Source organism: Acinetobacter sp. WCHAc010034 (genome assembly GCF_001696615.3).
GTDB lineage: Bacteria > Pseudomonadota > Gammaproteobacteria > Pseudomonadales > Moraxellaceae > Acinetobacter.
Map to the genome: position 1 here is coordinate 2,932,624 of NZ_CP032279.1, position 14,468 is coordinate 2,947,091.

At 50.2% G+C, this 14,468-nt stretch carries 16 protein-coding genes; 5 read left to right on the forward strand and 11 right to left on the reverse strand.

Going from position 1 to position 14,468, the window contains the following annotated elements:
• Window positions 1–114: 114 nt before the first annotated feature.
• The gene (locus tag BEN74_RS15690; protein ID WP_068911975.1) at window positions 115–489 is read right to left on the reverse strand and encodes a winged helix-turn-helix transcriptional regulator; all 375 of its coding nucleotides are present in this window, start codon (window positions 487–489) and stop codon (window positions 115–117) included.
• Window positions 490–624: 135 nt separating this feature from the next.
• Here BEN74_RS15690 and BEN74_RS15695 point away from each other — a divergent pair, with 135 nt between their 5' ends.
• The gene (locus BEN74_RS15695) at window positions 625–1,179 is read left to right on the forward strand and encodes a flavodoxin family protein (RefSeq protein WP_068911977.1); all 555 of its coding nucleotides are present in this window, start codon (window positions 625–627) and stop codon (window positions 1,177–1,179) included.
• 81 nt (window positions 1,180–1,260) lie between these two features.
• Here BEN74_RS15695 and BEN74_RS15700 read toward each other — a convergent pair whose 3' ends face one another.
• The 6 genes from BEN74_RS15700 to rpoD all read right to left on the reverse strand — a co-directional run bounded on the left by BEN74_RS15700 (window position 1,261) and on the right by rpoD (window position 7,823).
• Window positions 1,261–2,658, reverse strand: a complete 1,398-nt coding sequence (locus BEN74_RS15700) for an APC family permease (protein ID WP_068911979.1) — start codon at window positions 2,656–2,658, stop codon at window positions 1,261–1,263.
• A gap of 265 nt (window positions 2,659–2,923) precedes the next feature.
• The gene (locus BEN74_RS15710; protein WP_068911981.1) at window positions 2,924–4,108 is read right to left on the reverse strand and encodes an iron-containing alcohol dehydrogenase; all 1,185 of its coding nucleotides are present in this window, start codon (window positions 4,106–4,108) and stop codon (window positions 2,924–2,926) included.
• A gap of 3 nt (window positions 4,109–4,111) precedes the next feature.
• A complete protein-coding gene (locus BEN74_RS15715; RefSeq protein ID WP_068911983.1) occupies window positions 4,112–4,645 on the reverse strand; it encodes a hypothetical protein in 534 nt (177 codons plus the stop codon).
• A 77-nt stretch (window positions 4,646–4,722) separates the two neighbouring features.
• Complete coding sequence (gene lipB, locus BEN74_RS15720) at window positions 4,723–5,382, reverse strand: lipoyl(octanoyl) transferase LipB (protein ID WP_068911985.1); 660 nt, start codon at window positions 5,380–5,382, stop codon at window positions 4,723–4,725.
• Between the two features lie 152 nt (window positions 5,383–5,534).
• Window positions 5,535–5,822, reverse strand: coding sequence for a YbeD family protein (locus BEN74_RS15725; RefSeq protein WP_068911987.1), 288 nt, complete (start codon window positions 5,820–5,822; stop codon window positions 5,535–5,537).
• A 111-nt stretch (window positions 5,823–5,933) separates the two neighbouring features.
• Window positions 5,934–7,823: an RNA polymerase sigma factor RpoD gene (gene rpoD / locus BEN74_RS15730; protein WP_068911989.1), complete on the reverse strand. Its 1,890-nt coding sequence runs from the start codon at window positions 7,821–7,823 to the stop codon at window positions 5,934–5,936.
• A gap of 379 nt (window positions 7,824–8,202) precedes the next feature.
• Between rpoD and BEN74_RS15735 the strand changes: the two genes are divergently transcribed.
• Both BEN74_RS15735 and BEN74_RS15740 read left to right on the forward strand, forming a co-directional pair.
• The gene (locus BEN74_RS15735; protein ID WP_068911991.1) at window positions 8,203–8,409 is read left to right on the forward strand and encodes a PA3496 family putative envelope integrity protein; all 207 of its coding nucleotides are present in this window, start codon (window positions 8,203–8,205) and stop codon (window positions 8,407–8,409) included.
• A gap of 67 nt (window positions 8,410–8,476) precedes the next feature.
• A complete protein-coding gene (locus BEN74_RS15740; RefSeq protein ID WP_068911994.1) occupies window positions 8,477–9,001 on the forward strand; it encodes a YecA family protein in 525 nt (174 codons plus the stop codon).
• Window positions 9,002–9,262: 261 nt separating this feature from the next.
• Here BEN74_RS15740 and BEN74_RS15745 read toward each other — a convergent pair whose 3' ends face one another.
• From BEN74_RS15745 to BEN74_RS15755, 3 genes are all read right to left on the reverse strand, one after another.
• Window positions 9,263–10,252 carry an IS110 family transposase gene (locus BEN74_RS15745; RefSeq protein WP_119285020.1) on the reverse strand — a complete coding sequence of 330 codons (990 nt, stop codon included), beginning with the start codon at window positions 10,250–10,252 and terminating at the stop codon, window positions 9,263–9,265.
• Between the two features lie 516 nt (window positions 10,253–10,768).
• A complete protein-coding gene (locus tag BEN74_RS15750) occupies window positions 10,769–11,383 on the reverse strand; it encodes a DedA family protein (protein ID WP_068912124.1) in 615 nt (204 codons plus the stop codon).
• Between the two features lie 186 nt (window positions 11,384–11,569).
• Window positions 11,570–12,502 carry a rhodanese-related sulfurtransferase gene (locus BEN74_RS15755; RefSeq protein WP_068912126.1) on the reverse strand — a complete coding sequence of 311 codons (933 nt, stop codon included), beginning with the start codon at window positions 12,500–12,502 and terminating at the stop codon, window positions 11,570–11,572.
• A 179-nt stretch (window positions 12,503–12,681) separates the two neighbouring features.
• Between BEN74_RS15755 and BEN74_RS15760 the strand changes: the two genes are divergently transcribed.
• Window positions 12,682–13,170, forward strand: coding sequence for a DUF1289 domain-containing protein (locus BEN74_RS15760; RefSeq protein ID WP_068912128.1), 489 nt, complete (start codon window positions 12,682–12,684; stop codon window positions 13,168–13,170).
• Window positions 13,171–13,220: 50 nt separating this feature from the next.
• Window positions 13,221–13,838 carry a LysE family translocator gene (locus BEN74_RS15765; protein WP_068912130.1) on the forward strand — a complete coding sequence of 206 codons (618 nt, stop codon included), beginning with the start codon at window positions 13,221–13,223 and terminating at the stop codon, window positions 13,836–13,838.
• Here the strand turns inward: BEN74_RS15765 and BEN74_RS15770 are convergent.
• A complete protein-coding gene (locus tag BEN74_RS15770; protein WP_068912150.1) occupies window positions 13,820–14,380 on the reverse strand; it encodes a TetR/AcrR family transcriptional regulator in 561 nt (186 codons plus the stop codon). The two genes, BEN74_RS15765 and BEN74_RS15770, sit on opposite strands and share 19 nt — an antisense overlap.
• Window positions 14,381–14,468 lie beyond the last annotated feature (88 nt).

Sequence of the window (14,468 nt, forward strand, 5' to 3'; positions counted from 1 at the left end):
ATCAAACAATCTCGCAAGTTTCAAAAAGAAAAAGCCAGTCAGTTTCTTAACTGACTGGCATTAGAAACTGGCGCCTTTTTGCATTTGCATTATTTAAGCACTGCGCAGGCCATTTTATGTGTTTTGCAGTACATCATACTGATGCTGCGCATCCAGAACCCGGCTCATATTGCCTTCAGCCCAGAGCTTGAACTGAAAAGCTGTTTCGGCCAGTTCTTCACCCAGCGCGGTTAATGCATATTCTACTTTGATCGGGCGGGTGTCCAGCGCTGTGCGGCTGATAAAGCCGTCACGCTCCAGCATTTTCAGCTTCTGCGACAGCACTTTCGGTGAAATATTGATAATGAGCTTTTTCAGTGAATTGAAATGCTGCGGCTGGTTTTTTAAGGTGTCTAAAATATACAGCACCCACTTATCGGCCATATTTTCAAAGAAAAGCCGCGATGGGCAGCGGGGGTGGTAAATATTATAAGCGGCGGTTGTCTGCATGGCGGCTTCCGGTGTAGGTGTTTTGAAGCATAGCAGAAATGGCTGCCTGAATAGTTACTTATTGGTAACTAATTGACACTTAGTATCTAAAATATATTATATAGCCTTCGATGATTATTTTAGGGCTGAACAGCCATGACTAAAACTGCTGTGGTGTATTTTTCCGGCTATGGCCATACCAAAGCCATTGCTGAAACTTTTGCCGGCGCAATTGCTGCGGATTTAATTCAGATTGACCAGGACGGCAATATTCAGGATCAGGACTGGGATACGCTGGACGCTGCGGATGCGATTGTCTTTGGCGCGCCAACCTATATGGGCGCAGCGCCTTGGCAGTTTAAGAAATTCGCAGACGCTTCATCCAAAAAATGGTTTGCAAGAACATGGCAGGATAAAATTTTCGGCGGCTTTACCAACAGCGCCAGCCTGAATGGCGACAAGCAGGTAACGCTGATTGCCCTGCAGACGCTTGCCTCCCAGCACGGCGGCATTTGGGTCAGCCTGGGCCTGCTGCCGGCCAACAGCAAAGCGGCGCAGCGCACTGATGTGAATAACCTGGGCGGTTCGGTCGGCTTGCTGGTGCAGTCGCCGTCAGATGCCGGCGCGGATGAAATTCCAGCGGGCGATCTGGATACCGCCAAAGCATATGCCAAACGCATTCAGGCGATTGCTGAAAGATTTTCCGCTTAAAAAATGCCCGCCGGATGATGCAGCGGGCGGGAAAGAAAAAGGCGCAATATGCGCCTTTTTGCTTTTATCGGCTGCAGCGGGTTAATGATGGGTATCATCAAACTCGTTATGCTGCGGCGCAGGGTGCTTGAAGCCTTTGGTTTTATAGCCAAGGTACAGGATGCCGAACATCGCCCACCATAAGCCGTACTTCAATGCGGTTTCTTCAATTTCCAGCCACATGGCGAAGATGCTGAGGAAGCCGAGCATTGGAATCACCACGAAGCTGAAAATATCTTTCATGTTCTTGGTGCGGCCGTCACGCAGCGCATAGCGTGAAATGACCGACAGGTTCACAAAGGTGAACGCGGTCAATGCACCGAAGCTGATCATGGAAATGACAATGTCCAGATCCATAAAGCCGGCAGTCAATGCAACCGCGCCGACAATCATGATGTTGTAGGACGGCGTGAAGCTCTTATGGCTGATATGGCCGAAGATCTTCTTGTTGATCACGCCGTCACGGCCCATCACATACATTAGGCGCGATACGCCTGCATGCGCGGAAATGCCGGAAGCCATAACGGTCACAATCGCGAAATACAGCACCACGGTTTTAAATGCTGCGCCGCCAACCGCCATCAGAATGTCGGGCTGGGTAGCCGCCACATCGTCAAAATAGGTTTTCGGATCATTCGGGAAATAGACCTGCATGAAGTAGGTGCTGATAATGAAAATCACGCCGGCAATTAATGCAGTCAGGAAAATCGCTTTCGGCAGGGTTTTCTCGGTATCCTTGGTTTCTTCCGCCAGCGAGCTGAGCGAGTCAAAGCCGGTAAAGGAGAAGCACAGCAGGGTCGCGCCGGTAATCAGTGCGCCGACCTGAGTCATTTCATTCCAGAAAGGCTCCAGGCTCCACAGCTGGTACTTGGCGTTGACCAGCGTGCCGTCAGCATTGACGCCGCCAGCCAGCAGGCTGTAGACCATCCAGGTGAAGTAGCCGATGACCGCCAGCTGCACAAAGACAATCAGGCCGTTGAAGTTTGCGACAAATCTCGCGCCGCGCAAGTTCACAGCGGTCATGAATGCCGTCAGGCCAATAACCCAGACCCAGTGATTGATGTCAGGGAACAGCGCTTCAAGGTAAATCACCGCCAGAATGATGTTGACCATTGGCGACAGCAGGTAATCTAGCCACGATGACCAGCCCACCATAAAGCCGATGTTCGGATGGAGCGATTTCTGCGCATAGGTGTACGCAGACCCGGAAGACGGGTAGCGGCGGATCATATGCCCGTAGCTAATGGAGGTAAACAGAATTGCAATCAGCGCAATAATGTAAGAGGTCGGCACGTGGTAATGACTTTCTTCCGATACTAAGCCGAAAGTGTCAAACAGTGTCATTGGCTGAATATAGGCTAAACCAATAATAATAATGTGCCAGAGGCCCAGCGTTTTTTGCAGTTTAGCTGCCGATTGAGTCCCAGAGATATTTGTCAACGGCGTTATCCTCTTAATCGTTGATCAAGGATCAGTCATGTTCATAAGGATCGTTTGAGACGAACGATCCCCCCTGTGTTTAATGCAAAAGTGCGCCAATCTACTCCGGAATGATGCCTTTTGTCAGTAACCTTTTGAGTTTTTTTAGCAGAAATTATGCCAATTGCAGAAAATCCGGCGGTTTTTCTGACTGCAAGATAAAAGCCCGATGCTTAAAAAAGCATCAGGCTTGAATTTTCGGCTATATTCGCTTATTTTTCAGCAATTACCAAGCTTTTTCTAAGATAGTTTTCAAATCCTGCAGGGTGGCTTCTTTCGGGTTGTAAATGATTGAGCCGTCATTCAGCGCCTTTTCCGCCACTTCATCCAGCTGCGCTTCGGAAACCTTGCCGGTTTCGCGCAGCGTGCGCGGCAGCTTGGTCAAAGCATAGATGCGGTCGCGCATGGTCAAAATCGTTGAAATGGCTTTGTCTGCGCGTGCATGCGCCGGGGTCTGCGAATAGATATCCGGGCCAGCCAGCGGCAGCAGCAGGTCAGCCAGCTTATCGCTGTTGACTTCTTTGTTGTATTCCAGCACATAAGGCAGGAACAGGTTCATGCACAGGCCATGCGGCAGGTGGGCAACCGCGCCCAGCGAGTGGCCCAGAGAATGCACAAGGCCAACCATGGAATTGGAGAAGGCAATGCCGGCCATCGTCGAAGCCTGCGCCAGCTCTAAGCGGCCGTTTGCATCATTGGGATTGTCCAGCACATTGAACAGGCTGGCGCTGATTTTTTTGACCGCTGCAGTGGCATAGGCGTCAGAAATCGGGTTGGCCGCCAGGCAGGTATAGGCTTCAACTGCATGCGTCATCGCGTCCATGGCGGTCATTGCGGTGAGGTGCGGCGGCAGGGTCTGGGTCATGCGCGGATCAAGAATGGCGGCGTGCGGCATCAGGTAATACGATGCAAAAGGCATTTTCACATTTTTCTGATTATCCGAGACCACAGCCACCATGGTAACTTCTGAGCCGGTGCCGGAGGTTGTTGGAATCACAAAAAACGGCTTCAGCGGTTTCGGCAGGTTGTGCGCGCCTGAATATTTCAGCAGGTCATCGCCGCCTTCAGAAACTAAAATATTGGTGGCCTTGGAGGTGTCAATCACCGAGCCGCCGCCGACGGCAATAATCGCGTCACAGTTGTTGTCGCGGTACAGCTGGGCTGCCTTGCGCACAGTTTCAAGGCTTGAATCCGGCGGCACATCATCAAAAATGCAGCCGATCACCGCATCGGTCGATTCAAAAGCTGCTTCAATCGGCGCCAGCAGGTTATTGCTGCGCACGCCTTTGTCGGTAATGATCAGCGGGCGGGTTGCGCCAAGCGTTGAAAGCTCAAACGGAATATGTTCTAAAGCGGCATGGCCTGCAATCACTTTAACCGGGCAGAAAAATTCGTAATAAGGCTTAGCCATGTGTTATGCGCTCCGTTTGAAATAGGATTGAGCCACTTTCAGGTAAATTTGGGCAGCTCCGGTGAGTTTTTCTTTTAGGCTTAAATCGGCTGGATATTCCTTGACGGCAAGTTCCGCCAGCAGTTTCGGCAGAATCAGCGCTTCCATTTTATTCAGGCAGCGGACCAGGCGGATGGCGTAGGCGATATCGCCGTCGGCAATCATGCGGTCATTGGCAAAGGCCTGCGCGGTGCTTTCCTGAAAAGAAAACACCAGAAAGGCGTGGCTTAAATGCTTGAAGGTAATGGTCAGGTCCGGCTTGGCGGCTAAATCCGGCACCAGTTCCAGCTCCCTGCCTGCAGTTACGCGGGCAATAAAGGCCGGGCCGTGCGGAAATACTTTCATTGACAGGGTGAAGTTTTCCGGAAATTTGGCGACTTCCTGTTTCACTTCTTCATCGACTTGGCTCGCCATGACCAGGCCTCTGCCAATCACATCCATCATGAGTTTGACATAGGCTAGCTGCAGGGCGGGCTTTACGGATTTTGCTGCAATCACGCGGTTATCCCTTTTTTTGAGTATTATAAGTTTAGAGTAAATACTCTAATTTTATTTCTGCGCCGAAAGCAAAAGCTTTATCGCTGTTCGACTTTAACGTCTTTAAAGTAACCGCTGTGCTGCAATGTTTCAATGATATCGACGCATAAGTTCTCAAATTTAGGGTAATTTTCTGCCAGATCCTGAATCCGCACCATTTCCAGCCCCGCATAGCCGCAGGGGTTGATGGTGTGAAAGCCGGACAGGTCGCAGTCAATATTCAGCGCCAAGCCGTGATAGGAGCGCCCCTTGCGGATTTTAAAGCCCAGTGAGCCGATTTTGCGCGCATTGACATACACTCCCGGCGCATCCGGCTTGGCATAGGCCTCAATGCCGTACTTTTTCAGCAGCTGAATCATCAGGTTTTCAGCATAAGAAACTAATGTTCTGACGTTCCATCCCAGCCGGTTCAGGTCAAACATGAAATAGGCCACCAGCTGGCCGGGGCCATGCCATGTCACTTGGCCGCCGCGGTCGGTCTGCACCACGGGAATGCCGCTGTGCTGCAGGATATGCTCCGGCTTGCCGGCCTGGCCCTGGGTCAGCACATCATGGTGCTGCAGAATCCACAGCTCGTCCGGCGTGTTTTCGCCGCGCTGCTCGGTCAGCGCCTTCATTTCCTGAAAGCGCTCTGCATAAGGCGTCAGCTGGCTGTGCTGGCGGATTATTAAAGACGGTTTTTGAGCTGCATCATTCACGCCGGCTGCATCCTTGGCTAAAAATAAGATTCATGCGGCTCATTATAAAGAATTGCCTGCAGGATGGGGTGGAATGCGCCTGAATTTCACTGGCGGGCGCGCATAAAAAAGCACGCCCGGAAGCGTGCATTTCAGCGGAGCCGGCTGCCCAATTACAGGGCAGTCTTAATCAGCGGGCAGGCGGCCAGGTCTGCATACAGCAGATGCACCTGCTCAAGCTCTTCAAAACGGAGCTGTGCGGTAATTGAGTGGTATTTTCCAGTGCGCGACGGCTGCACAGCCAGGCTGGCGGCGTCAAACTCAGGGAAATGCTTCACTAAAATCTCTACGACAGCGCCGTGCAGCTCTGCGCCTGCATTGCCAATCAGCTTGATTGGATAATCCATCGGGAAAACCCAAAGCTCTTCACGGAGCTCGCGAGATGGAGTGCGGTCTATCATCGTTCACCTCAAAATTAAGCAGCGCCTGCAAAAGTGCAGGCGCTGTATTTGCCTTAAGTACTAAATGGAGGCTGGCGCCTGTTTTTCAAGCCTGCTCCATATTCCTGAAAATCAGTCGTTTTCAAGGAATGAGCGCAAGTGCTCAGAGCGTGAAGGATGGCGCAGCTTGCGCAGCGCTTTGGCTTCAATCTGGCGGATACGCTCACGGGTTACGTCAAACTGCTTGCCGACTTCTTCCAGCGTGTGGTCGGTCGGCATGTCGATGCCGAAACGCATTTTCAGGACTTTCGCTTCGCGTTCAGTCAGGTTTTCCAGCACTTCGCGCGTCGCTTCCTTCAGGCCTTCTGAAGTGGCAGCATCAACTGGAGAGGTGATGTTGCTGTCTTCAATGAAGTCACCCAAATGCGAATCTTCATCATCGCCAATTGGCGTTTCCATGGAAATCGGCTCTTTGGCGATTTTCAGCACCTTGCGCACTTTAACTTCGTCCATTTCCAGACGCTCGCCCAGCTCTTCAGGCGTCGGCTCGCGGCCCATTTCCTGAAGCAGCTGACGCGACACACGGTTGATCTTGTTGATGGTTTCAATCATGTGCACTGGAATGCGGATGGTGCGCGCCTGATCGGCAATCGAGCGGGTAATCGCCTGGCGGATCCACCAGGTCGCATAGGTCGAGAACTTGTAGCCGCGTCGGTATTCAAACTTGTCTACCGCTTTCATCAGGCCGATGTTGCCTTCCTGAATCAAGTCCAGGAACTGCAGGCCGCGGTTGGTGTATTTTTTCGCAATCGAAATTACCAGACGCAAGTTGGCTTCAACCATTTCCTTTTTCGCGCGGCGGGCTTTGGCTTCGCCTACAGCCATGCGCTTGGAAATGTCTTTGATTTCTTTGACGTTCAGGCGCAAATCTTTTTCAATGTCCGCGATTTTCTGCTGGAAGGCCAGAATGTCCGGACGGACTTTTTCCAGATAGGCTTTCTGGTCTGCAGGCGCTTTGGCAATCTGCTCATCCAGCCAAGCCGGATTGGATTCCTGGCCTGGGAAAGAGGTGCGGAACTGCGTGCGGTCCATGCGGCCGCGGCGGATGGCGTAGCGCATCACTTCACGTTCTGAAGTGCGGATCTGCTCATGCGTGCCGCGGATCAGTTCAGAAATAATATCAAACAGGCGCGGCGTGAACTTGAACATCATGAATACAGAGGCCAGCGCTTCAAGGGCTGCTTCGCCTTCTTTGCTGCTGCGGCCGTGCTTTTCAATGACAGCCTTGGTGTTTTTCCAGGCATTATCCAGTTCAGTGAAGCGCGCTTTAGCGATTTCAGGGTCCGGGCCTGACTCGCCTTCAGAGTCGTCATCGCTTTCAGACTCTTCTTCTTCGTCATCATCATCCAGCTTTACGTCTTTAGCGGATGACTTGCTTGAAGCGCCTTCATCTTCATCAAGCTCTGATTCTTCTTCCAGAACTTCCGGAATTTCTTCATCGGTTTCAGGGTCTAAATAGCCTGAAAGAATGTCCGCCAGGCGGCGTTCGCCGGCTTCATAATCTTTGTATTCTTGTAATACGACTTCAACAGCGTTCGGCCAGTAAGCAATGGAATGAAGAACGTCACGAATGCCTTCTTCAATGCGTTTTGCAATGCTGATTTCGCCTTCACGCGTTAACAGTTCTACTGTCCCCATTTCGCGCATGTACATGCGCACAGGGTCAGTGGTACGACCAGGTTCGTTTTCAACAGATGCAAGTACGGCTGCGGCTTCTTCTTCGGCAACCTCGTCAGCAGCTTCATTGCCACCTTCAAACATCGCATCGTCAGTTTCAGGCGCGCGATCATGTACAGGGATACCAACATCATTCAGCATTTGAATGATGTCTTCAATCTGTTCGCTTTCCGTGATCGAGTCCGGGAGATGATCGTTAACCTCAGCAAAAGTCAGGTAACCTTGCTCTTTGCCTCGGCTAATCAGAGCCGCTACTTGGGAAGTAGGGGAAGTCATATCGCTCATCTTTGCTTACTCTTCGTTGAATCTGTGGCAGTGAAAAACCGTGCATGATAGCACAATTCGCTATAAATAGTTTTTGAATTGATCAGTCCAACATGATTCTATGAATGATGTTGAGTTAACTGAGTAGGTATATTGGGCTTAAAGCGCTTTTTTCAAGTCAGGCGGCCAAGGCTTGCTGAATATTTCTTATTTCATGGCGGATTGCCTGCATTGGCGCAGTCAAAAGCCGTCTGCCTATAATTGCACAAATTCAGCTGAAAAGCGCGCGCCATTTCGGCCTGAAGATGCAAAAAAATAAAAAAATCTTGACAAGATTCTGGAACCCATATAAATAGCGGCTAGTACCTTTCACATTTTTCATTATTATGAGGTAGTTTCAGTGTCTTCTACAGATTTTGAACTAGATGATAACTACGGTGATGATGACGTTAATTTCGATGAAGCCGGCAGCAAGATAAGCGCAAAGGAATCATTGGAAAAGCGCCGCCTTATCGATGACCTGCTCGCGCAGCGCCGGCTGGAGCGCGAATTGAAGGAATTTGATTACGATTTTGACGATGATGACCTTGACGGCGATGATGAGTAAAATCTGATTCTGCATGGGCGCCGAAAATGCTATGCTAGCGCTTTAAGTTTCTAAGTTTGGATGTGAAATGAGTGCTTTGGATTTAGACCTGTTGAGTGAATACCTGGACGGCGATCAAAATGAGTACGGTCTAGATTTTGCTGCGACTCACGGTTTCTTGTGCGCAATTGCAGTTGGCCCGGCGTTTGCAAAATGGCTGGATGAGCTTTTTGACAACAATCAGAAGAAAGTGCCAGGCGAAATCATTGCGCAGGTAAAAGCATGGCTGGAGTCAATCCGCCAGAGCCTGGCGAATGAAGAAGGAATTGAGTTTCCTTTTGAAATTGAAGAAGCGGATGTAGAGTCAAGCTTGGGCGACTGGAGCGTGGGCTTTGTTGACGCCATGTTCCTGAACGAAGATGCTTGGTTTACTGAAGAATTCGAAGAGCAGCTGATTGACCTGACCTTGCCGATTATGGTGTTCAGCGGGATTGATGAAGAAGACCCGCAAATGGAAACTTTCCGCCGCAACGGCCAGCTGATGGACGAGCTTGCAGAAGAAATTCCTGAAAATTTAAATGAATTGTATTTGATGTATCACACGCCAAATTGATTTATGCATGATTGGAAAAGCGCCTGAACGGGCGCTTTTTTATGGGCTAAATTTGGCGGAATATAGCTAAATTCTAAAGTCTGTATTACAAATAATTTCCTATAAAATATGTTTTTATTGAGTTTTTTGCGTATTAACTATTTAGGCAGTTTATTATGGTGCTTGCACTGCCTCATTTTTCCTTTAGATGTTTAAATGCCTTTGCGCAGGCAGATCCTACTTTGGAAAGACCCAAAGATACCGTCTCAGAGGTCAAGAGGATTATTGAGAATTGGCGCAATAATTCTCCTGATAAGGCCGCTGGTGCTTGAGTACGCCATAACAAAGATGAATCAGCTTCCTCATTGCAGCGCCAACCGCCATCATCTTGGTTTTGCCATTGGCCAGCAGCCTGTCATTCATCCCCTTTATGTGGGGATTATGCCGGGTTGCGACAATCGCCGCCATATATAAGCCGGCCCGTATTTTCGACGGGCCGGCTTTGGATAGGCGGCTCCTGCCGTGAATGGAGCTGCCCGACTGCCTTTGAATGGGCACCAGGCCGGCAAAGGCCGCCGCCTGGCTCGCCCTTTCAAAAGCATGGCTGCGCAAGAAGCTGAGCATTAATAAACTGGTCCGGTCTGCAATGGCCGGAATGCTGCTGAGCAGCGCCTTGTCATTTTTTAAATCAGGATGCTGATCAATGTGGTCATCAATCTGCCGGTCGAGATCCTGAATATGCCTGCTTAACTGCTTAATATTCTTATGGATCGACTGAAGTACCGGTTCTATCGTGAAGGTAGACTCCGCTTTTTCCAAACGGTTTTCTTCACGCTGCAGATCTTCACCAAGCACAGCCCTTCGATCCAGCAAAGCATTCAGCAGTTGAATATGTCCAGGCAGAGGCTGCCAAAAATGCAGATCCGCAGTCATCGCAAACCGGGCCAGAACTTCACTGTCAGCCTTGTCTGTCTTATTCAGCCTGGACATGCTCTGAGCAAAATACCGGGCTCTGGCGGGATTCGCCACACAGACTTGAAAGCCTGCATCAAATAAATATCCAGCTAGGCGTTCATGATAGACAGAAGTGGCTTCCATTAAGGCAATGGCCTGCGCAGGGCCTGCAGCATGATGATTCAGCCAGGCCTGAAGCTGTTCAAAGCCTTTGGGCGTATTCGGAAAGGTTTTGGTTTTCTTTTTGCCTGCAGAATCTTCTAAAATCAGACAGCAGTCAATTTTAGCTTTTGCAATATCAATACCGAGATAAAACATAATCTTACCTGCCTTATTTATTCAATTATTTTTTTTCAGCATAACCGCCGTCTTTTCTTGCGAATCCAGCATCGAGGTGCTTAGTTACCGTCCAGAGTTGTGCAGGCAGTCAGGGCAAACAGCAGGTTTTATCTTTGGGCCAAACTTTAAGTTTTAGTAAACAACCAAACTCTGCTGTTTGCGTATAGTGAGAGCTAATCACTATGTGAATTAAGATACAAGTAAAAGTCTTTTGTTGCCCATACACGGCATCCATGCCGCACTCGCGTATCCGAAGTTTTACTCAAGGGCCTAGGAAGCTGAAAGCTAAAGGGGATTTTTGAGGAATCGTTTAAGCAAACTCAGTTATATAGCTGAGTTTTGAAATCTACACTGCACATAATTTCCCATAAAATATGATTTCATTAGGTTTTGGGTGCGGCAGCTATTTAAGTGATTAACTATAGTCTTTACGCCGAACAGGCGTAATGTGCTTCAGTAGCTTGGTGAGCGCGGTGGTCGGGAAACTGCAGGCGCTTAGGCCGAGTTCTTGCGCTGCCGGCGTCTATACCACAGCCATGCCAGAACTGCGCCGGCAATGGCCAAAATACTGTAGCCGGCGCGGCTGAAAATCTCATGCATCAGCGCCTGATTTTCGCCAAAATAAAAGCCCACGCAGGCCAGAAAAGTCGTCCAGATGACGGTGCCAAGGCTGCTGTAAAGCATAAATTTCCAGAAGGGCATGCGGCTCATGCCGGCGGGAATGCTGATCAGCGAGCGCACGGCGGGAATCATGCGCCCGAAAAATACAATGCGGTGGCCGTATTGCTGAAACCAGAGCAAAGATTTTCTGACATCTTCAGATTTGATAAACAGGTATTTGCCGTAGCAGTCGGTAAAGCGGAAAATCGTCTCATGATTGAATTTATAGCCCACCCAGTACAGCACGGCGGCGGCCGCCAGTGAGCCGATGCAGCCGGAGATAATCACGCCAATCAGCGCCAGCTGCCCTTGCGAGGCGGCATAGCCGGCGGAAGGCATAATGATTTCAGACGGAATCGGCGGGAAGACGTTATCCAAAAACATCAGCAGGGCAATGCCGAGATAGCCCAGCTGCTCCATAACCGAAATGATCCAGTCCTGTATGCCCATAGCGCTTTAACCTGTTTAAATAATTCAATAATAAAGGGTTTCAGCGCAGAATTATGTAGCTTTATTTAAGCTTGCGCGGAGTTTCATCGCATGGCTTGCGCGGGCGGGCTGAATGAAAAGCAGGGCAGCCACATAAAAAAGGCCGCAAAATTGCTTTTGCGGCCTTTTCAGTTCAGCGTGCGCAGATTACAGGCGCTTGCGCTTCGCCGCCGCAATTTGCGACTGGCGCATGCGGAAGCCTTCTTTCTGCTTTTCAGAGGTTTTGTCGATGCAGTATTTGCATGACACGCCGTGCTCATAGCTGGCCAGCGCAGCTTCATCAGGAAGCAAAGGCCAGCCGCAGGCGTGGCATTTAATATTCGCGCCTTCTTCCATGCCGTGAGTTACCGCGGTGCGGCCGTCAAAGACAAAGCATTCGCCTTCCCACATGCTTTCTTCAGCCGGGGTTTCTTCAAGGTATTTCAAAATGCCGCCTTTCAGGTGGTATACTTCCTGAAAGCCTTCCTGCAGCAGCAGTGAAGTTGATTTTTCACAGCGGATGCCGCCGGTGCAGAACATGGCGATTTTCTTATCTTTATGCTCTGCGAGATTCTGCTTTACGTATTCCGGAAATTCGCGGAAAGTTTCAGTTTTCGGGTCAATTGCGCCTTTGAACGTGCCGGCTTTATATTCGTAGTCATTGCGCGTATCTACCAGAATAACGTCATCGCGGGCAATCAGCTCATTCCATTCTTTCGGGTCCAGGTAGTGGCCGACTAAGTCGCGCGGCTTCACTTCTACGCCTAAAGTGACAATTTCTGTTTTATGCTTGATTTTCATTTTGCGGAACGGCTTTTCAGAGCTGTGAGACTCTTTATATTCCATTGACGCAAAGCCTTCATTCAAAAGAAATTGATGAATGACATCTACAGACTGGCGGTCACCGGCAACGGTGCCGTTAATGCCTTCGTCTGCCACAATCAGAGTACCGCACAGGTTGATGGTTTTTACCAAATCGAGCAGGCGCTGCTGCAAGCCTGCAGAGTCCTGAACTTCTTTGAATTGATAAAGCGCTGCAACAACCCAGCCTGCGGCCGCATGCTGTTCTACAGGTGCAAGCTGTTCTACAGTAGCGTTCATGGATACTCCAATTAAGACAGTGAATTTTTTAAAGGCGCATATTTTAGCGCGAATTGCGCGAATATGCGAGCAATATGCCCGGCATTCACAGCTTCTCATCCAGCGGGAGAGGGTGTATATTCTTGGCCTGCCGGTTTGACGCCGGTTCAGCGGATTTGATGATTTTTTAGGAGCATGCTTTGAGTACGGATCGCCGGATTGCCTCACTGACCCCGTGCGCGGGGCGCTGTTCAACCGTGTTTGGCGACTCAGTTTGCCGCGGCTGCCGGCGCTTTAACCATGAAGTGATCAAGTGGAACAGCTATACGCCGGAACAGCACAGCGCTGTATGGAAAAGGCTGGATGCGCAGCTGGATCAGATCCTTGTTCCGATGCTTCCTTTTGCCGACTTGTGCCATGTTGAAGGCTTTGTGCTGTCTAAGCGCGCGCGCTTGCGCCCGGATGCCAGCCCAGGCCGCAAGCTGTACCATGCCCTGAAAATCTGCGAGAAAAATAAAAATTTTGCTGATGAAAGCGGCCTGGGAATTCAAGGCAGCCGCGTTAAGCCCTTGTGGCAGGAATTTGAACGGCGCGTGCTGGCGCTGGCCGAGGCCAGCTATGATTTGGCCTTTTTGCGGGCAGACGGCATCAGCCATAATTTGATCCACAGGGCGGAAGACGATGAGTGAAAGCTTTTTTATACCATCCGGGAAAATAAATAGATGAAGCGGGCGCAGCCATGAATGTTGTTGAGTTTATTTTGTATTGTGCGGCCGTGATTGTGATGATCGCGACGCCGGGGCCAGTGATGCTGCTGGTGGCCAGCGCCGGTCTGCAGGGTGGCTATAAAAAGGCGCTGCAGACCATCTTTGGCACGAACTTGGCCTCACTGATTTTAATCGCGCTATCGGTGCTGATTCTGAAAGGCTTTTTAACGGTTGATGCGCAATGGTTTAATGCCATTAAAATTCTAGGCTGCCTGTATATTGCCTATATCGGCCTGCAGATTTTAAGGGAAGCGCTGCAGGCGCCGCCGTCCGACGCATCCGGCAGCATGCAGCTGCAGGCTGTGCGGGGCGGCTTTAAGCAGGGTTTTCTGGTGGGCATTTCCAATCCTAAGGATATTATCTTTTTTGCGTCATTTTTCCCGCAGTTTACCGGCATCACCTCAGAGCTGAATGTCAGCTTGGCCGTGCTGACGGTGACCTGGATTATTCTGGATTTCAGCACGCTGTCCCTGGTGTATCTGGGGTTCAACCGGCTGGCGCAATCCAGGCTGTATGCAAAGCTTTTGGCCGGCTGCGGCCTGATGCTGGTCGCTGTGGCGCTGTACGGCATTTATTCGGCGCTGTTTTGAAAGCAGGCAGTCATTTTAAACAGCAGCTTTTTTGAATGGGCTGCTGTTTCAGCATCATAGCCTTCCACTAAAAAGCGGCTGATCAGGCCTTCAAGCTGATGGTAGAACATCGCGCTGAGTTCCTGAGCGCCGTTTAGTTCGGCCGTGCATTGCGCAATCAGCCCGCGCAGCCAGAGCTTATGCGCCTTGGCGATCTGATGGATTTCCGCTTCCTGCGAGGAAGACTCACTCACGGCGCGGACAAATAAGCAGCCTTTGAAATGGTCCGCCTGAAACCACTGCATGTGCCAGTCATAAATCCGCTCCAGCGCATCCAAGCCCTGCGCATCCGCCGCATAGTCCATCAGGCTTTGCCTGAAGCGCAGATCGCGCTCTTTAAGCACCTCCTGCACCAGCTGCTGCTTATTTTTAAAATGCGTGTACAGCGTGGTTTTGGAGCAGCCGGATTCATCGCGGATTAAATCCACCCCAACGCCGGTAAAGCTGTGCTGATTGAACAGCTGCTCAGCTGTGCTGAGAATTTTCTGCGCCGATTTAGACATTTCGCCGTTTCCTTCCGCATATTTGCAATAAGTACAGATCTGTACTATTTTAATTTTAGCGCGCTGACTGTCTAAAATCAATTGTAAG

What these genes read in the sequence shown, in the direction of transcription:
- BEN74_RS15770 (WP_068912150.1), bottom strand. Translation starts at nt 14,380, where the DNA reads ATGTCTAAATCGGCGCAGAAAATTCTCAGCACAGCTGAGCAGCTGTTC.
- BEN74_RS15690 (WP_068911975.1), bottom strand. Translation starts at nt 489, where the DNA reads ATGCAGACAACCGCCGCTTATAATATTTACCACCCCCGCTGCCCATCG.
- BEN74_RS15745 (WP_119285020.1), bottom strand. Translation starts at nt 10,252, where the DNA reads ATGTTTTATCTCGGTATTGATATTGCAAAAGCTAAAATTGACTGCTGT.
- rpoD (WP_068911989.1), bottom strand. Translation starts at nt 7,823, where the DNA reads ATGAGCGATATGACTTCCCCTACTTCCCAAGTAGCGGCTCTGATTAGC.
- BEN74_RS15725 (WP_068911987.1), bottom strand. Translation starts at nt 5,822, where the DNA reads ATGATAGACCGCACTCCATCTCGCGAGCTCCGTGAAGAGCTTTGGGTT.
- BEN74_RS15765 (WP_068912130.1), top strand. Translation starts at nt 13,221, where the DNA reads ATGAATGTTGTTGAGTTTATTTTGTATTGTGCGGCCGTGATTGTGATG.
- BEN74_RS15740 (WP_068911994.1), top strand. Translation starts at nt 8,477, where the DNA reads ATGAGTGCTTTGGATTTAGACCTGTTGAGTGAATACCTGGACGGCGAT.
- BEN74_RS15755 (WP_068912126.1), bottom strand. Translation starts at nt 12,502, where the DNA reads ATGAACGCTACTGTAGAACAGCTTGCACCTGTAGAACAGCATGCGGCC.
- BEN74_RS15695 (WP_068911977.1), top strand. Translation starts at nt 625, where the DNA reads ATGACTAAAACTGCTGTGGTGTATTTTTCCGGCTATGGCCATACCAAA.
- BEN74_RS15750 (WP_068912124.1), bottom strand. Translation starts at nt 11,383, where the DNA reads ATGGGCATACAGGACTGGATCATTTCGGTTATGGAGCAGCTGGGCTAT.
- BEN74_RS15710 (WP_068911981.1), bottom strand. Translation starts at nt 4,108, where the DNA reads ATGGCTAAGCCTTATTACGAATTTTTCTGCCCGGTTAAAGTGATTGCA.